The sequence below is a fragment of the Streptomyces sp. NPDC052020 genome, from assembly GCF_040680575.1.
Classification (GTDB): Bacteria; Actinomycetota; Actinomycetes; order Streptomycetales; family Streptomycetaceae; genus Streptomyces.
In genome coordinates this window covers 152,619-167,817 of the sequence record NZ_JBFAWY010000011.1, presented here as the reverse complement: position 1 = coordinate 167,817, position 15,199 = coordinate 152,619, and the positions used below count along the sequence as shown (strand labels likewise).

Genomic DNA, 15,199 nt, shown 5'->3' with positions numbered 1-15,199 from the left:
GGGGAGTCCGGGGAAGGCCTGGGGATGGGAGCGCTCCCATCTCCCCACGGATGGGAGCGCTCCCAATAACTGCTACGGACGGGACTGTAGAAGTGGCACATGTTCCTGACAAGACTGCGGACACGAAACCGTCGAATCAATTTCGAATGCGCAGGTCACAAGGGATGATCGAGGAGAGGGGACTGGCTTTGGGAACGCTCCCGAAATTTTCGGACGCTTCCGGCGGCCGGGCGCGCACCCGCCGAGGGGCCGCCCGGCGTCCCCCGGACGGTGGGGGCGCCGGGCCCTGCGCGCCCGTCCTCAGGCGCAGGTGCGGCCGTTGAGGGTGAAGGCCGGGGGAACGCCCGCGGAGGCACCGCTCGCCTGGAAGCCGAAGCCCGCCGTACCGCCCGCCGGGACGGCCGCATTGTGGCCCGCGTCGGTCGCGGTGACCGCGGTGCCGGACTGGGTGACCGTCGCGTTCCAGGCGCCGGTCACCTTCTCGGCGCCCTTGAACGAGAAGCCGAGCCGCCATCCGTTCACGGCCGTCGCCCCGGTGTTCCGGACCCGGACGTCGGCGGTGAATCCGCCGTTCCAGGAGGACGTCACGGTGTAGGTCACGGCGCAGGATCCGGCGGGGCCAGGCGTGGGCGTGGGTGTCGGAGCGGGCGTGGGCGTGGGCGTCCCGGTCGGTGCCGGGTCCGGGTCCGGTGCGGTGCCGTCCGGCGGGGTGCCCCACTGCCGCTCGGTTCCCTCCAGCAGGACGATGTGCGAGGCGTTCACCGGTGTGCTGCCCGGAGTGGTCGCGACACCCTCGTAGGACCAGTCGTCGGCCGGGTCCCAGGCGCCCGTGGAACTGATCCGGAACTGCACCTCCTTGCGGTACGCGGACTGGCCGGCGGGCGCGATCACGGTGTCCGAGCAGTCGACGGTGACGTAGTAGACGTCGCCCGCGAGCCGGGTGGGTCCGGACGCCTCGCCGCACTGGTTGTAGTGGGTGGTGACGCTGATCTGGTCCGGGCTCACCCCGGGTTCCAGTGTGAAGTAGTACCGGAGGGAGGCGCCGGTCAGGGCCCGGGCCGGCCAGGCGGACCGGTTGACGAGATAGGCCTTGACCTCCGTGAAGGCGCTTCCGGAGGCGTTCACCGCGGCCTGTACGGAGATCTCCGGCCTGTCGGGCCGCTCGGCCTCGGGAAAGGAGGCCAGGGGTGTGCCGCCGTACTCGGCGTACAGACGGGCCAGCGCGCCGCTGAAGGCCGCGTTGTAGTCGGTGGCGACCTCGTTGTTCACGTAGTTCTGCCGGTCGTCGGTGTAACTGTCGTCCGGCGCGCTGGGGCCGCCGACGAGTGCGCCGTAGAGGGTGTGACGGCTCTCGGCCGGGCTGGTGATCTGGTCGGTCCAGGAGCCGTGCGCGGTGCGATGGTGGGGCTTGGCCGGCGGGTTGGCGCCGAACCCGACGACGTAGCTCGACTCGCGCGGGTTGTCGCCGAGCGCGTAGTCGATCTGCCGGACCGCGAAGTCGTGGTAGCGCGACTTGCGTTCCGGGTCCCCGGTGAGCCAGTCCGAGTAGACGAGCGCCGCGAACGCGGTGTTGGCGGCATAGCGCAGCGAGCCCCAGCTGTCGAGAACCGCCTGGCCGCCGGGGGAGTAGCGCACACGGCTGCCGTTCACGCCGACGGTCCACCAGTCCAGCCAGCGGTTGGCGTCGTCGATGTACCTCTGCTTGCCGGTCAGCTGGGCCAGCAGCACGTAGGCGCCGTAGGAGGTGTCGTCCCAGGACAGGGTCCAGCGGTAGGAGCGGGTGGAGGTCTGCGGCTCGGTGGACAACCGGTCATAGTAGCTCTCCGCCTTCGCCAGGTAGGCCGCGTCGCCGGTCGCCTTGTACAGCCAGATCGCGCCCCACACCAGCTCGTCCTGGTAGCCGCTCCAGGAGTTGTAGTAGCTCTTGGCGTCGGTGATGCAGTCGCTGTACTTGCCCCGGTAGGCGTCCGCGAAGCCGTACAACTGCTGGGCGTGCGTGAGCAGCGTGCCGGCGTAGGCGGCGTCGCTGTCGGCGAACACCATGGAGGAGGCGGCCAGGGCCGCGGCGGTCTGCCCGGCGAGATCCGAGCCCGGACAGGAGGCGTCGATCTTGTAGGCGGGCCGCTCCATGGACATCACCTCGGCCGGGCCCCACCAGGCGTGGTCCTTGCCGCCGTGACCGACCTGGCCGTACAGGACGTTGGGCGCGGGGTGCGCCTTGACGAAGTAGTCGCTGACGAACCTCAGGTTGTTCTTCAGGTACGTCCACTGGCCGGCGGAGGTGTAGGCGGCCCGTTCCTCCAGACCGCCCCAGGCCAGGACCGTCGCCGAATACGCCATCGGCAGGCCGAACTTGACGTGGTCACCGGCGTCGTACCAGCCGCCGGTGAGATCCAGGCCCACGTCCTTGCCGTCGTCCAGCGCGGAATCGCCGCGCCAGCCCACCCGGTTGGTGTCCGGCAGGCCGCCCGACTGCTGGGCCTCGTAGAAGAACAGGGACTTCTGCAACGCCTCGCCGTAATCGAACGCGGGGGCGGCGGCCGAGGAGGAGGCGGTGGCGAGCGGCAGCAGCAGGCCGGCCGTCAGGGTGGCGGCGAGCGCGGCGCCCGCTCCGCGGCGTGGGGCGGCGCGCGACAGCGGGTCGTTCCGTCTGAGGTGACGGAACGGAAGCGGGCGGGGTGAGCCGAACAGGTGCGGGCGCAACGGAATCGTCCTTTCCGTACGGGTGTCGGGAGGAACGGGGTGTGCGGTGCCGTGCCGGGGGCGCGGTGCGGGGGCGGGGCGGGTGGTGCCGGGGCGCGCCGGGGCGGTGGTGTGCCGCGCCGTGCCGGGGCGGTGCCGTGTCGCGGTGTGGGGCCCGTCGGGCGGCTGCGCCGTGTGGGGCGCGGGGCGCGGGCGTGAGGGGGAGCGGGGATGGGTGGGAGGCGTTGTGCGTGACAGTGCGTTTCAGCGGCGCGCTGCGGTAGTTAGCGGTGCGCTGGTGGGGCGCGTTGGAGGAGTGACGGGGTGTGGGAGCGCTCCCATCTCTTTTTCGCCATGAAGCCAGCAGACGCCGGGCGTGTCAAGGGGGGAGACGGAAGCGTGGGGCTGTGGGACGGAGGACCGGACCGGAGGGCGGCTCAGGCCGAGTCCCGGAGCACCAGTTCCGTACGGAGGATGACGTGCCGCCACGCCACCGCCGAGTCCTCCATCTCCTCCAGGAGTAGTCGCACCATGGTCCGGCCGATCTCCTCCAGCGGCTGGCGGACCGTCGTCAACTTGGGCTCCGTATGCCGGGCCCGCATGAAGTCGTCGAACCCGATCACCGCCACGTCCTCCGGCACCCGGCGTCCCGTCGCGTGCAGGACGTTCAGCGCTCCGGCGGCCATGGAGTCCGACGCGGCGAGGACGGCGTCGATCTCCGGGGCCCGCTCGATGATCTCGGCCATCGCGCGGTGCCCGCTCTCCTCGGTGAAGTCGCCTTCCACGACCCAAGTCGGCTTGATCTCGACCCCCGCCCTTTCCAGGGCCTCGCGGTAGCCGCGCAACCGGCACTGGGCGACGTACATGTCGAGCGGCCCGGTGATCGTCGCGATCGCGCCTCGACCACGGCTCAGCAGGTGCGCGACCGCGCTGCGAGCGCCGCCGGCGTTGTCCGCGTCCACGTAGGTGACGGTCTCGTCGACCGAGCGCCGCCCCAGCATCACGGTGGGCAGGCCGGCGTCGGCGAGCATGTCGGGCAGCGCGTCCTCGGCGTGCACGGACATCAGCAGCACCCCGTCGACCCGGCCGCCCCGCGCGTACTCCACGAAGCGCCGCCGGTCCGCGTCGGTGCGGACCAGAGTGAGCAGCAACTGCACCTTGGTGTCGGCCAGCGCGTCACCGACGGCGCGGATGGCCTCCGCGAAGAACGGATCACTGAACTTCCGCCAGTCCGGCTCCGTCATGACCAGCGCCACGGCGTCCGCGCGCCGCCCGGCCAGGGAGCGGGCCGCGAGGTTGGGTACGTACCCCAGCTCCGCGATGGCACGCTGTACGGCACGGCGTGTGGAGTCCCTGACCCCCGCCGCGTTGTTGATGACACGCGAGACCGTCCCGCGCCCCACACCGGCGAGGGCGGCGACCTCCTCCAGTGTCGGTGTGCCGGGGCGCTGTCTGCTGCCCATGACGACCTCCCCCAACCTCCCCCACGAGTCCCCCTACGAGATCACCCGATCCTACGATCCGCGGACCTTTCGGCCGAAGGCGCCCCAATGAGCCAGGTGTCCGGTCATCGCCCTCGCCTGCTAGGTGTGCTGTCCAGGAACGGGGGGGTACGAACGCGTCGCCGTGCCGCGCCCGTGGGCCGCGTTCCCCGTTCATAGGCGGTGGTGGGTTGGCACCGGTCGTGGTCACTGACGGGGCCGCGGCGGTGACGCGGAAGCCTCCGCGCGCGGCGCCGGGGTCAGGAGAGCAGGTTGACGAGTCTGATGTACCGGGTCCAGTCCCAGTACGGGCCGGGGTCCGTGTGGTCGCTGCCCGGCACCTCGTGGTGCCCGATGATGTGCGCCCGGTCCTTGGGAATGCCGTACGTGGCGCAGACCGCCGCGGTGAGCCGGGCCGACTGCTCGTAGAGGGCGTTGGTGAGGTACGCCGGGCGGTCCACCCAGCCTTCGTGTTCGATCCCGATGCTGCGTGTGTTGTAGTCCCAGTTTCCCGCGTGCCAGGCGATGTCCGCCTCGCGGACGCACTGCGCGATGTGCCCGTCGGCGGACCGGACGACGTAGTGCGCGGACACTCTCCGCTGCGGGTCGCGGAAGATGGCCAGGGTGTCGGCGTAGGTCTCCTGCGTGACGTGGATGACGACGTAGTCGAGGCGGTGGCTCGTGGGGCGGTTCGCCGCCGTGTAGTTGGAGGGGCTCGCCGGCTGCCACTCGGCGCCCGGATGATCGACGGCCTGGGGCCTCGCGCCGGCCCGCGGGCCGGAGAGTAAGGCGTAGGGGATGGTGGCGAGCGCGGCTCCCATCAGGAGCCGCCGCCTGCCGGGCAGCGGTGGTGTCCGGTCCATGCGATCGCCTTTCGCTGGTCGTGGGGTGGGTGGGTTAACCGGTGCCTCTGGGTGATGCGGGTGCGGGTGCGGGTGCGGGTGCGGGTGCGGGACCCGGACCGGGTGCGTGTCCGCGTGCGGCAGCCGGTGGCCGGCGCTCGTCGGGGGCGCGCGCACCGCCGGTGGCGGGGAGGAGTTCAGCTCCGCAGCGTGGCCGCCAGCTCGCGCAGCCGCGCGTGCATCCCGCGGTGCGTCTCGCGGGCGGGCAGCCACTGCTTGCGGAGTTTGGCCACGCAGGTGTAGTTGGTGTCGCAGACGTTGGCCAGCGGGGATTCGACGGTCTGGGTCGCGAACTGGTACGCGTCCAGCTCGCTGAATCCGTAGTCGCGTACCAGCCACCGCACCAGGTCAAGCTGGGATATGCGGAAGGCGTCCTCCAGCGGGCGTGCCGAACCGGTCGAGATGATGTGGGTGTCGGACTCGATGCGGGGCCAGGGCGTGGCGAGACCCTTCAGCAACTCGACGATCACCACCGTGTTCATCGCGCACTCCACGGCGACCCCGCAGGTCTCTCCCTCGCCCTGCCGGGCGTGCCCGTCGCCGAGGCTGAGCAGCGCGCCCTCGACGTTGACCCCGAGATAGCAGGTGACGCCGGCCCGCATCTCGGGCGTGTCCATGTTGCCGCCGTGCGCGTCGGGCACCAGGGCCGAGCGCACCTCCAGGTTGGCGGGGGCCACCCCCACCGTGCCGTGCATGGGGTCCAGGGGCAGCTCCACCTCGATGTCGCTGTCCCGCGCCCGGAACATCGCCGTACGCCGGGCCCGGTCCAGCTGCCAGATCCAGACCCTCTCGGGCAGCGGCGGCTGGAGCGTGGCCGTGGTGGGGGTCGAGGTGAGCGCGCCGAACAGGGGGACCGTGGTCGACGCGGCCCAGTCCCGGGCCGGCTCGATCGACACGAAGTGCACGGCGACGGTGTCCCCCGGCTCCGCGCCCTCCACGTGGAAGGGACCGGTCTGGGGGTTGAGGAACGGGAACTCGCAGACCTCGGACACCAGATCCTTCTCGGACCGCACCCGGCCGGCGAAGCAGTCCTCGGTATACACGTCCAGGACCGTGCCGGGGGCGATGCGCGCGACGGGCGGGGCTCCGCCGAACGTCCAGGCGTAGTCGTCCGGTCCGGGACGTACGGTCAGGATGCGGGGGGCACTCATCGCTGCACGGCTCCGTTCTGACGAAGGGCCGGCGGGGGCAGGCCGTCGCCGGTGCGTTCTCGCGGATCACGTTACGGCGACCGTCGGTCGGGCAGAAGGAGGCGGCCCGGATCCGTGGACGGCCGGGGAACTGTGGACAACTCGCTCACTCGGTCGGGTGAGGAGAGGCGGGGTGAGCCGCCGCGGTCCGGGCTGCCGACGCCGGGTTCCCGGGCGGTGGTGAGCCGCCGCGGTCCGGGCTGCCCACGCCGGGTTCCCGAGGCGCGGGCCGAACGAAGTCCGGCTCAGCCGCGTTCCGCCACCGCCGCCGGATCGTCCAGCACCGCCCGCACCACCGAGTGGGCGGCGCCCAGCAACGGCCCCTCGGGTCCGAGTGCCGACACCGACACGGGGCAGGCCGGGCCGGCCGTGCGCCGGGCCAGTTCGTCCCGGAGGGAGGGCAGCAGCCAGGGAGCGAGCCCGGCCAGCGCGCCGCCCAGGACCACGGTCTCCGGGTCGAGCAGGTTGACGGCTCCCGTCAGGGCGATGCCGAGTGCCGTCCCCGCCGCGCGCAGGGCGCGCCGTACCTCCTCGTCGCCCTCTTCCGCCCGCTGGGCGAGCAGGCCGACCCGGTCCTCGCCCGGCTCCAGGCCGGCCGCGCGCAGCACCGCCTTCTCACCGGCGTACTGCTCCAGGCAGCCACGCCCCCCGCAGGGGCATTCGGGACCGTCGGGCCACACCGGCACATGCCCCAGCTCGCCCGCGAAGCCGCGGGCTCCGCGCAGCAGGAGCCCGTCGACGACCACGGCGGCGCCGATGCCGATCTCGGCTGACACGTGCAGGAAGTCCCGCGGCGCGCCCTCGCCGAGCCAGAGTTCCGCGAGGGCGCCGAAGTTGGCTTCGTTGTCCACCGTCAGCGGTATGTCCGCGGGCAGCAGGGTACTGAGGTCCGCGTCGTGCCAGTCGAGGTTCGGGGCGCGCACGACGGTCCGGGCGTCCCGGGCCACCAGGCCCGGCACCGCCACGGCGAGCCCCGCCGGCCACAGGCCCTCTCCCTCCGCCTCGGCGACGACCCGCCGCACCAGTGCGGCGAGCCGCTCGATCACCGGTTCCGGCGAACGGCCGCGGTGGGTGCCGTACCGCACGGCCCGCGCGCGTACCCGGCCGCGCAGGTCGACCGCGCAGACCGCCAGGTGGTCGACGCCTACCTCGGCGCCGAGACCCGCGGGGCCGCGTGCGCTGACGGCGAGCGCCGATCCCGGCCGGCCCACCCGCCCGGGACGCTCGGGGCCCAGTTCCTCCAGCAGACCCGTGCGGATCAGCTCGTCCACCAGGGTGGACACCGCCGCCCGGGTGAGGCCGATCCGTGAGGCGACGGCCGCCCGGGACAGGGGACCCTCGGCGCTGACGGCGTGCATGACCCGGGCGAGGTTGCGGCGGCGCATGCCCTGCTGGGTGTCCGGCAGCGCGCGTCCGGGGCCGGCCGGGTGTGCCTCGTGCGGGGGTGCGGTCATGCCTGGCGTCAGTCCTCGGTCGGTGCCGTCTGCGGCCCCGTCCCCGTCGGCGGCGGGTCCGGGATGGTCACTGGGTGTCCGTGCCCCGCTCCAGCAGCGGGGCCGCGTCGGAGACTACCCCGGCGATCCTGGCCAGCGTCGCCTCGTCCCGCTCGACCGCGTCGAGCACCGGGCCGGCGGCCGTGTTCCAGCGCCGGGCGACCGCGGCCGGATCCTCTCCGGTCAGCAGACCGGCCGCCTGCGCGGCGGCGCCGAGCGCGACCAGTTCCCTGGCCTCGGGGATCTGGACCGGTCGCCCGGACAGCCGTCGTACGGTCTGCTGCCAGGCCGTGCCGCGGGCGCCGCCGCCGATCAGCAGCAGGGGCGCGGACGGATCCGCGTCCTCGTCGAGGACCAGGTCGAGCGCGCCGAGCAGCGAGTGGGCGGCTCCGTCGTAGGCCGCCTGAAGCACCTGTCCGGGGGTGGTGTCGTGGCGCAGACCGTGCAGCAGGCCGGAGGCGTGCGGCAGACTCGGGGTGCGCTCGCCGTCCAGATAGGGCAGGAGGGTGACGCTGGAGCCGGGTTCGACCGCCTCGCGGTCCAGGCCCAGCAGGGCGGCGACGCGGTCGACGGCGAGTGTGCAGTTCAGGGTGCAGGCCAGGGGCAGCCAGTCGCCGCGGGCGTCGGCGAAGCCCGCCACGGTGCCGGTCGGGTCGGTGGGCCGGTGCCGCGACACCGCGTACACCGTGCCCGACGTGCCCAGGCTCATCACCGGCATGCCGGGGCGCAGCCCGAGCCCCAGCGCGGCGGCCGCGTTGTCCCCGGTGCCGGGCGCGACCAGGGTGCCCTCCGAGAGCGGCAGGTCCTGACGGTCGCGTACGGTGCCCGCCACCTCGCCGGGCCGGACCACACGCGGCAGCAGCGCCGGATCGAGCTCCACGTGCGCGAGGATCTCCTCGTCGTACGCCTCGGTGCCGGACGCCCACCAGCCGGTGCCCGAGGCGTCTCCGCGGTCGGTGGTCCCCTGCCCGGTCAGGCGCTCGGTGAGGTAGTCGTGGGGCAGGCGTACGGCCCTGGTGGCGCGGGCCGCCTCCGGCTCGTTCTCGGTCAGCCAGGCCCACTTCGTGACCGTGAACGACGTCGCCAGGACGAGTCCCGTGCGCTCGGCCCAGAACTTCGCGCCGCCCAGTTCCTCGGTCAGCCGGCGGGCCTGCGGTGCCGACCGCACGTCGTTCCACAGCAGGGCCGGGCGGATCGGCACACCCTGGTCGTCCAGGGTGACCAGGCCGTGCTGCTGCCCGCCGATCGACACCGCGGCGGCCTCGCGCGCCGCGTCCCCGCACTGGTGCAGGGCCTCGCACAGGGCGTCCCACCACTGGCGGGGGTCGCTCTCGCGGCAGGCCCCGGAGGACACGGTGTGCGGCGCCTGGCCGCTCGCGACCACCCGTCCGGTGGCCGCGTCGACGACCAGCGCCTTGGTGGACTGGGTGGACGAGTCCACGCCCACGACGAGCGGACCCTCGGCTGCTGACATCGGGCTTCTCCCTCTTCCGCGGCTCAGCGGGATCTGATCCGGGGCCCCGTGGGGGTCCCCGGCCCTCTGCGAACGTCCCCGACCGGGACGATCCAGACATCACTCCTTCGGAGACAGCGCGTCTCTTCCCAGGAACGCGTGCAGCATACTAATTTGTAAACGGCCATGACGAAATAGTCGTAGAACGAGCGAGGAGCCGCGCCATGAACTACCAGCCCACTCCCGACGACAAGTTCACCTTCGGTCTGTGGACCGTCGGCTGGCAGGGACGGGACCCCTTCGGTGATGCCACCCGGACGGCCCTGGACCCGGTCGAGACCGTGCGGCGTCTGGCCGAGCTCGGCGCCCACGGCGTCACCTTCCACGACGACGACCTGATCCCGTTCGGCTCCTCGGAGACGGAGCGCGAGGCGATCGTCAAGCGGTTCCGGCAGGCGCTGGACGCCACCGGCATGAAGGTGCCGATGGCCACCACCAACCTCTTCACGCATCCGGTGTTCAAGGACGGCGCGTTCACCGCGAACGACCGCGACGTACGCCGTTACGCGCTGCGCAAGACGATCCGGAACATCGACCTGGCGGTCGAGCTGGGCGCGAAGGTGTACGTGGCCTGGGGCGGCCGGGAGGGCGCCGAATCCGGTGCCGCCAAGGACGTCCGCGCGGCGCTGGACCGGATGAAGGAAGCCTTCGACCTGCTCGGCGAGTACGTCACCTCCCAGGGCTACGACCTGCGGTTCGCGATCGAGCCGAAGCCGAACGAGCCGCGTGGTGACATCCTGCTGCCCACCGTGGGACACGCGCTGGCGTTCATCGAGCGGCTGGAGCGGCCGGAGCTGTACGGCGTCAACCCGGAGGTCGGCCACGAGCAGATGGCCGGGCTGAACTTCCCGCACGGCATCGCGCAGGCGCTGTGGGCCGGCAAGCTGTTCCACATCGACCTCAACGGCCAGTCCGGCATCAAGTACGACCAGGACCTGCGCTTCGGCGCCGGTGACCTGCGGGCCGCCTTCTGGCTCGTGGACCTGCTGGAGAGCGCCGGATACGAGGGGCCGCGGCACTTCGACTTCAAGCCGCCGCGGACCGAGGACACCGACGGCGTGTGGGCGTCCGCGGCGGGCTGCATGCGCAACTACCTGATTCTGAAGGAGCGCGCGGCGGCCTTCCGGGCCGACCCCGAGGTGCAGGAGGCGCTGCGGGCCGCGCGCCTGGACGAGCTGGCGCAGCCCACCGCCGCCGACGGGCTCCAGGCCCTGCTCGCCGACCGCACCGCCTACGAGGAGTTCGGCGTCGATGCCGCCGCCGCCCGCGGCATGGCCTTCGAGCGCCTCGACCAGCTCGCGATGGACCACCTGCTGGGGGCGCGGGGCTGACCCGCGCGGGGCACCGCCCGCCGCTGCCCGGTCGTGCGTGCCCGACCGGGCGGCGGCCTGCGCGACCGGGCCCCCGCGGCGGGTTCCGCGGACGTCCGCGCGGGGGCCCGGCGTGTGCCCGGGCCCCCGCGCGGGCACACGCCGGGCCGGTCGGTGGCCGCCGGCGGCCGATCGTGCCTGCTGTGCCTGATGTATCTGCTCTACCTGTCGTGCCTTCGGTGGTCCCGGAGGGTCGTCGTCCGGGACCACCGGCCGACGGCTTCCGCCTCCGGCCGTCCCGCCGGCCGACGGCACGGCCGGCGGGTCCCGCCGCGGGCGGTCACCGGTCTACGGCGTCACAGCTCGTCCCCCGCCCCCGGTCCGGGCGCGGCCAGGGCCGACGCGGGGTCGTGGGCCGGGTCTCCCGCGGGGAGCCAGCGGTCTCCTTCCCTGCGGTAGGGCCACCAGCGGCCGTCGCGGCCCAGGCGGAGCTGGTGGGGCGTGCCGACGACCGTCCACCGGTTGGCCCGCGCCCGCAGCGACGGCCGCTCGTCCTCGTCCCACGCCGACTCCAGGGCGGTACGTGCGCGTGCCAGCGCTTCGCCCTCCACCGCCCACTCCTCCTCCAGCACGGACAGCGCGGCGGCACCGCCGTGCCGCCACGCGCGTACCGCCGCGGACATGGCTTCCCGGTCCCGCCCCGTCCCGTCGGCGAGGCGAGCCGCCACGGACGCCTCCGGTTCGCCCGCGGCCAGCCGTACCGCGTCCTGAGCGACCGTCAGCTCCGCCTCCGGCGCGCTCTCCGCGTGCCCGGGCAGCAGCGCCCCGGCGAGCAGCCGGTGCGCCTCCGCCGCCGCCCTGGCGGCCAGCAGGGCCAGCGCGCCGGTGTCGACCCCGGGCGGGGGCGCGGCGCCGGTCTCCAGGGACGGTGGCACGCCCGGCCCCTGCGGCAGCTCGGGCAGAGCGGGCAGCGCCGGCAGCAACGCCCCCGTCGCGTAGGCCTCGGCGGCGTCCACGCCCTCGGGCCGGGGCGTCTCTTCGCCGACGGCCGCGCGGCTGTGCGCCTGGAGCGCGTCCAGCACGGCCTGTTCGCCGCGTCCCCGCATCAGCAGCAGAACGAAGGGATCCTGGTCCAGCAGCCGCGCCACCTGGTGACACAGGGCCGCCGTGTGCCCGCAGTGGTCCCAGGCACCGCAGCCGCATTCCGGTTCCAGGTCGCCCATGCCCGGCAGCAGGTCGACCCCGGCCGCCGCCGCGTCCTCGACGAGGTGCGGCGGCATCTCGCGCTCCAGCAGCGCCGCGACGTGGCCGGCCCGCTCGGCGGCCATGTCGGCGAAGCGGTCCCACTGTTCACCGGACAGCTCCTCCAGCAGCACGTCGGCCCGGTACGCCGTGCCGTCCCGGTCCCGGACCACGGCCGTGATGCGTCCCGGCCGGACGGAGACCGCGCCCACCGCACCCGCGCGCGCGAGCCGGCGGCCCGCCTTGACCTGCTGGGCGTCCAGCGCCGTGTCCTCCAGCGCCCGCAGCCACGCGCGGCCCCACCACGTCTCGGCGAAACCCCGCCCCCGCGCGGGAGGCAGCGCGGTGAACGTGCGCTCCGTCTCACCGTCGTACCCGGTCGTCGCCGTCATCGCGTCCCCTCCCGCAGCTCCACCAGTTCGGCCAGTTCCGCGTCCGTCAGCTCGGTCAGCGCCGCCTCGCCCGAGCCGAGCACCGCGTCGGCCAGTTCCCGCTTGCGGTCCAGCAGGGCGGCGATACGGTCCTCCACGGTCCCCTCCGCGACCAGCCGGTGCACCTGAACGGGGCGGGTCTGGCCGATGCGGTAGGCGCGGTCGGTGGCCTGCGCCTCGACGGCCGGATTCCACCAGCGGTCGTAGTGCACGACGTGCTCCGCGCGGGTCAGGTTCAGCCCGGTGCCCGCCGCCTTCAGCGACAGCAGGAATACGGGGGCCTCGCCGCTCTGGAATCGTTCGACCAGCGTCTCCCGCTCGGTGACGGGCGTCCCGCCGTGCAGGAACAGCGACGCCGTGCCCCGGGACGCCAGGTGCCGCTCCAGCAGGCGTCCCATGGCCACGTACTGGGTGAACACCAGCACGCTCTTGCCCTCGGCGACGATCGTGTCGAGCAGCTCGTCCAGGAGCTCCAGCTTCCCCGACCGGCCGGGGATCACCGGACGGTCCTCCTTGAGGTACTGCGCCGGGTGATTGCAGATCTGTTTCAGCCCGGTCAGCAGCTTCACGATCAGACCGCGCCGCGCCATGCTGTCGGCGCCGGCGATCTCCGCGAGCGCCTCGCGCACCACCGCCTCGTACAGCGCCGTCTGTTCCGTGGTGAGCGACACGGCGTGATCGGTCTCGGTCTTCGGCGGCAGTTCGGGCGCGATCCCGGGATCCGACTTGCGGCGCCGCAGCAGAAACGGCCCCACCAGCCGCGCCAGACGCTGGGCGGCGGCCGGGTCCCGGCCGCTCTCGACGGCTGCGTACCGGCTGCGGAAGGTGCCGAGCGGGCCCAGCAGGCCCGGGGTCGTCCAGTCCAGGATGGCCCACAGCTCCGACAGGTTGTTCTCCACCGGGGTGCCGGTGAGCGCCACGCGCGCGCGTGCGCCGATGGCGCGCAGTTGCCGCGCCGTCGCCGAGTAGGGGTTCTTCACGTGCTGCGCCTCGTCCGCGACGACCAGGCCCCAGGGCACCTCGGCGAGTCGCGGCGCGTCCAGCCGCATCGTGCCGTACGTGGTGAGGACGACATCGCCGTCGGCGAGGTGCTCCAGGTCGCGCCGGGTGCCGTGGAAGCGGCGCACCCGGGTGCCCGGGGCGAACCTCTCGGTCTCCCGCTGCCAGTTGCCCATCAGGGAGGCCGGGCAGACGACCAGGGTCGGCCCGGCGGCCGACGCGTCGGTCTGCCGGTGCAGATGCAAGGCGATCAGCGTCACCGTCTTGCCGAGGCCCATGTCGTCGGCGAGGCAGCAGCCCAGGCCCGACGACGTCATGCGGACCAGCCAGCCCAGGCCCCGGCGCTGGTAGTCCCGCAGCGTCGCGGCGAGGGCGGCGGGCTGCTCCATGGGCTGCCGTGCCTCCGGCTCGGCGAGCCGGTCCCGCAGGGCCGCGAGCCATCCGGTGGGCCGTACCTCGACCTGGTGGCCGTCGACCTCGGCCGACCCCGTCAGCGCGGCGGCGAGCGCGTCGACGACCGTCACCTCGCGGTCCTGCCGTGCGCGGGCGCGGCGTGCCTCCTCGGGGTCGACGAGAACCCACCGGTCCCGCAGCCGCACGAGCGGACGGTTGGCTTCCGCTAGGCGGTCGAGCTCCTCCCGCGTGAGCCGCTCGTCGCCCAGTGCGAACCGCCAGTGGAAGGCGACCAGCGCGTCGGCGGAGAGGAACGACGGCCCTCCGGCGGCGTCGTGGCCCGGACCGGGGCCGACGTCCGCACGGGCGGTCAGGCCGCGAGCCGCCTCCCGTGGCCAGTGGACCTCGACCCCGGCACCGGCCAGGGCCCGGGCGCCCGCTCCCAGCAGATCGCCGACCTCTTCATCGGCCAGTTCGACGGCGTCCGGCACGGCGGCCGACAACAGGGGGCCGAGCGGCGGCCAGGCCCGCGCCGCGCGGCCCAGAGCGCGCAGGGCGGCCATCCGCGCGTGCGACCCGAAGGCGTCGCCCGCGGTGCCGGCCCACACCTCGGCGGCGTCCGCGACGAGCGCGGGATCCCGGACGCTGTGCACCTGAGGCACGGCCCGGAAGGACAACGCGGCGCCGTCCATGCCGCCGGCCGTCAGACCGGGCACCTCGATCCGCAGCGACAGGCGCACTCCCGCGTCGTGTTCGGCCGCGACCTCGTCCGCCCAGGCCCGCAGCCCCGGCAGGCGACGCGGCTCCGGCGCCGCGTAGGCGGGCCCGCCGGCCGCGAGCGGCGCGGCGGGGGAGCGGGGCAGGGTGTCGGCCACGGCGTCGAGGAAGGCGCGCACCAGCCCCTCCGGGTCGGGCAGCCGCGCGGGCAGGGCGTCGCCCACCGGAACGGCGTGTGCTTCCGGCGGCATCGCGGCGGCGAGATGGCGGAGCAGCCCGGCGTCCTCCGCGCCCAGCGGGCCCGCGCGCCAGGCGTCGTGGTCGTCCCGGGTCAGCCCGGGCAGCAGCAGCCCGCGCGCCACGAGGCGCAGGGCGTGCACGGCGACGGTCCCCCAGAACACGGCCGCGCGGTGTCCGTACCCGCAGGCACGCGCGCGCGTGAGGACGGGAAGGGCGGCGCGTACCGGCAGCGAGACCGCGGGGACGCGCACCGGCTCGACGCCGTCGCCGGCGGGCACGACGACCGTCAGCTCGGTCGCGAACCCCGGCGGGACGGCCGGAAGCGGCCCGCCGTCCGGCCGCCAGAAGGAGACGGCGCCGGTGCGGGCCGGGTCAGCGGGCAGGAACACGGCGCAGCACCGGGAGAGTCCGGAAATCTGCGGGTGAGGTGCGGGAGGTGTCTCGTGGCGTGGTGCCGGGGAAGTCGTCTGCGCGGCGATGACCATTCCTCAAATTTGACTAGTGGGGTCGTGACGGCCGAGGGTACAGGATTGCTGGGCTTCTCGGGCGGGATGCGGGTGTGGGGTGGCTCACTGTGCGGGAGGGTGGGTCCGGGCGCCTCCTGCG

At 73.9% G+C, this 15,199-nt stretch carries 9 protein-coding genes; 1 reads left to right on the top strand and 8 read right to left on the bottom strand.

All coding sequences use genetic code 11. The features are described 5' to 3' along the window. Nucleotides 1-300: 300 nt before the first annotated feature. The 6 genes from AB0L74_RS14440 to xylB all read right to left on the bottom strand — a co-directional run bounded on the left by AB0L74_RS14440 (nucleotide 301) and on the right by xylB (nucleotide 9,222). On the bottom strand, nucleotides 301-2,703 hold the full coding sequence (locus AB0L74_RS14440) for a glycoside hydrolase family 9 protein (RefSeq protein ID WP_365650469.1): 2,403 nt from the start codon (nucleotides 2,701-2,703) through the stop codon (nucleotides 301-303). Between the two features lie 416 nt (nucleotides 2,704-3,119). Continuing rightward, nucleotides 3,120-4,145: a LacI family DNA-binding transcriptional regulator gene (locus tag AB0L74_RS14435; protein WP_365650466.1), complete on the bottom strand. Its 1,026-nt coding sequence runs from the start codon at nucleotides 4,143-4,145 to the stop codon at nucleotides 3,120-3,122. A 278-nt stretch (nucleotides 4,146-4,423) separates the two neighbouring features. Then, nucleotides 4,424-5,026, bottom strand: coding sequence for an N-acetylmuramoyl-L-alanine amidase (locus tag AB0L74_RS14430; protein WP_365650463.1), 603 nt, complete (start codon nucleotides 5,024-5,026; stop codon nucleotides 4,424-4,426). A 176-nt stretch (nucleotides 5,027-5,202) separates the two neighbouring features. After that, nucleotides 5,203-6,216 carry an acetamidase/formamidase family protein gene (locus AB0L74_RS14425; protein ID WP_365650460.1) on the bottom strand — a complete coding sequence of 338 codons (1,014 nt, stop codon included), beginning with the start codon at nucleotides 6,214-6,216 and terminating at the stop codon, nucleotides 5,203-5,205. Nucleotides 6,217-6,500: 284 nt separating this feature from the next. Continuing rightward, nucleotides 6,501-7,709 carry an ROK family transcriptional regulator gene (locus tag AB0L74_RS14420; RefSeq protein ID WP_365650457.1) on the bottom strand — a complete coding sequence of 403 codons (1,209 nt, stop codon included), beginning with the start codon at nucleotides 7,707-7,709 and terminating at the stop codon, nucleotides 6,501-6,503. A gap of 67 nt (nucleotides 7,710-7,776) precedes the next feature. Beyond that, nucleotides 7,777-9,222: a xylulokinase gene (gene xylB / locus AB0L74_RS14415; protein ID WP_365650454.1), complete on the bottom strand. Its 1,446-nt coding sequence runs from the start codon at nucleotides 9,220-9,222 to the stop codon at nucleotides 7,777-7,779. Nucleotides 9,223-9,425: 203 nt separating this feature from the next. Between xylB and xylA the strand changes: the two genes are divergently transcribed. Then, nucleotides 9,426-10,592, top strand: a complete 1,167-nt coding sequence (gene xylA / locus AB0L74_RS14410) for a xylose isomerase (protein ID WP_365650451.1) — start codon at nucleotides 9,426-9,428, stop codon at nucleotides 10,590-10,592. Nucleotides 10,593-10,927: 335 nt separating this feature from the next. Here xylA and AB0L74_RS14405 read toward each other — a convergent pair whose 3' ends face one another. Then, entirely contained in the window at nucleotides 10,928-12,205 is a 1,278-nt protein-coding gene (locus tag AB0L74_RS14405; RefSeq protein ID WP_365650448.1) for an SWF or SNF family helicase, read from the bottom strand. After that, the gene (locus AB0L74_RS14400; protein WP_365650445.1) at nucleotides 12,202-14,982 is read right to left on the bottom strand and encodes a DEAD/DEAH box helicase; all 2,781 of its coding nucleotides are present in this window, start codon (nucleotides 14,980-14,982) and stop codon (nucleotides 12,202-12,204) included. The genes AB0L74_RS14405 and AB0L74_RS14400 overlap by 4 nt, the downstream gene beginning before the upstream one ends. Between the last annotated feature and the right edge of the window lie 217 nt (nucleotides 14,983-15,199).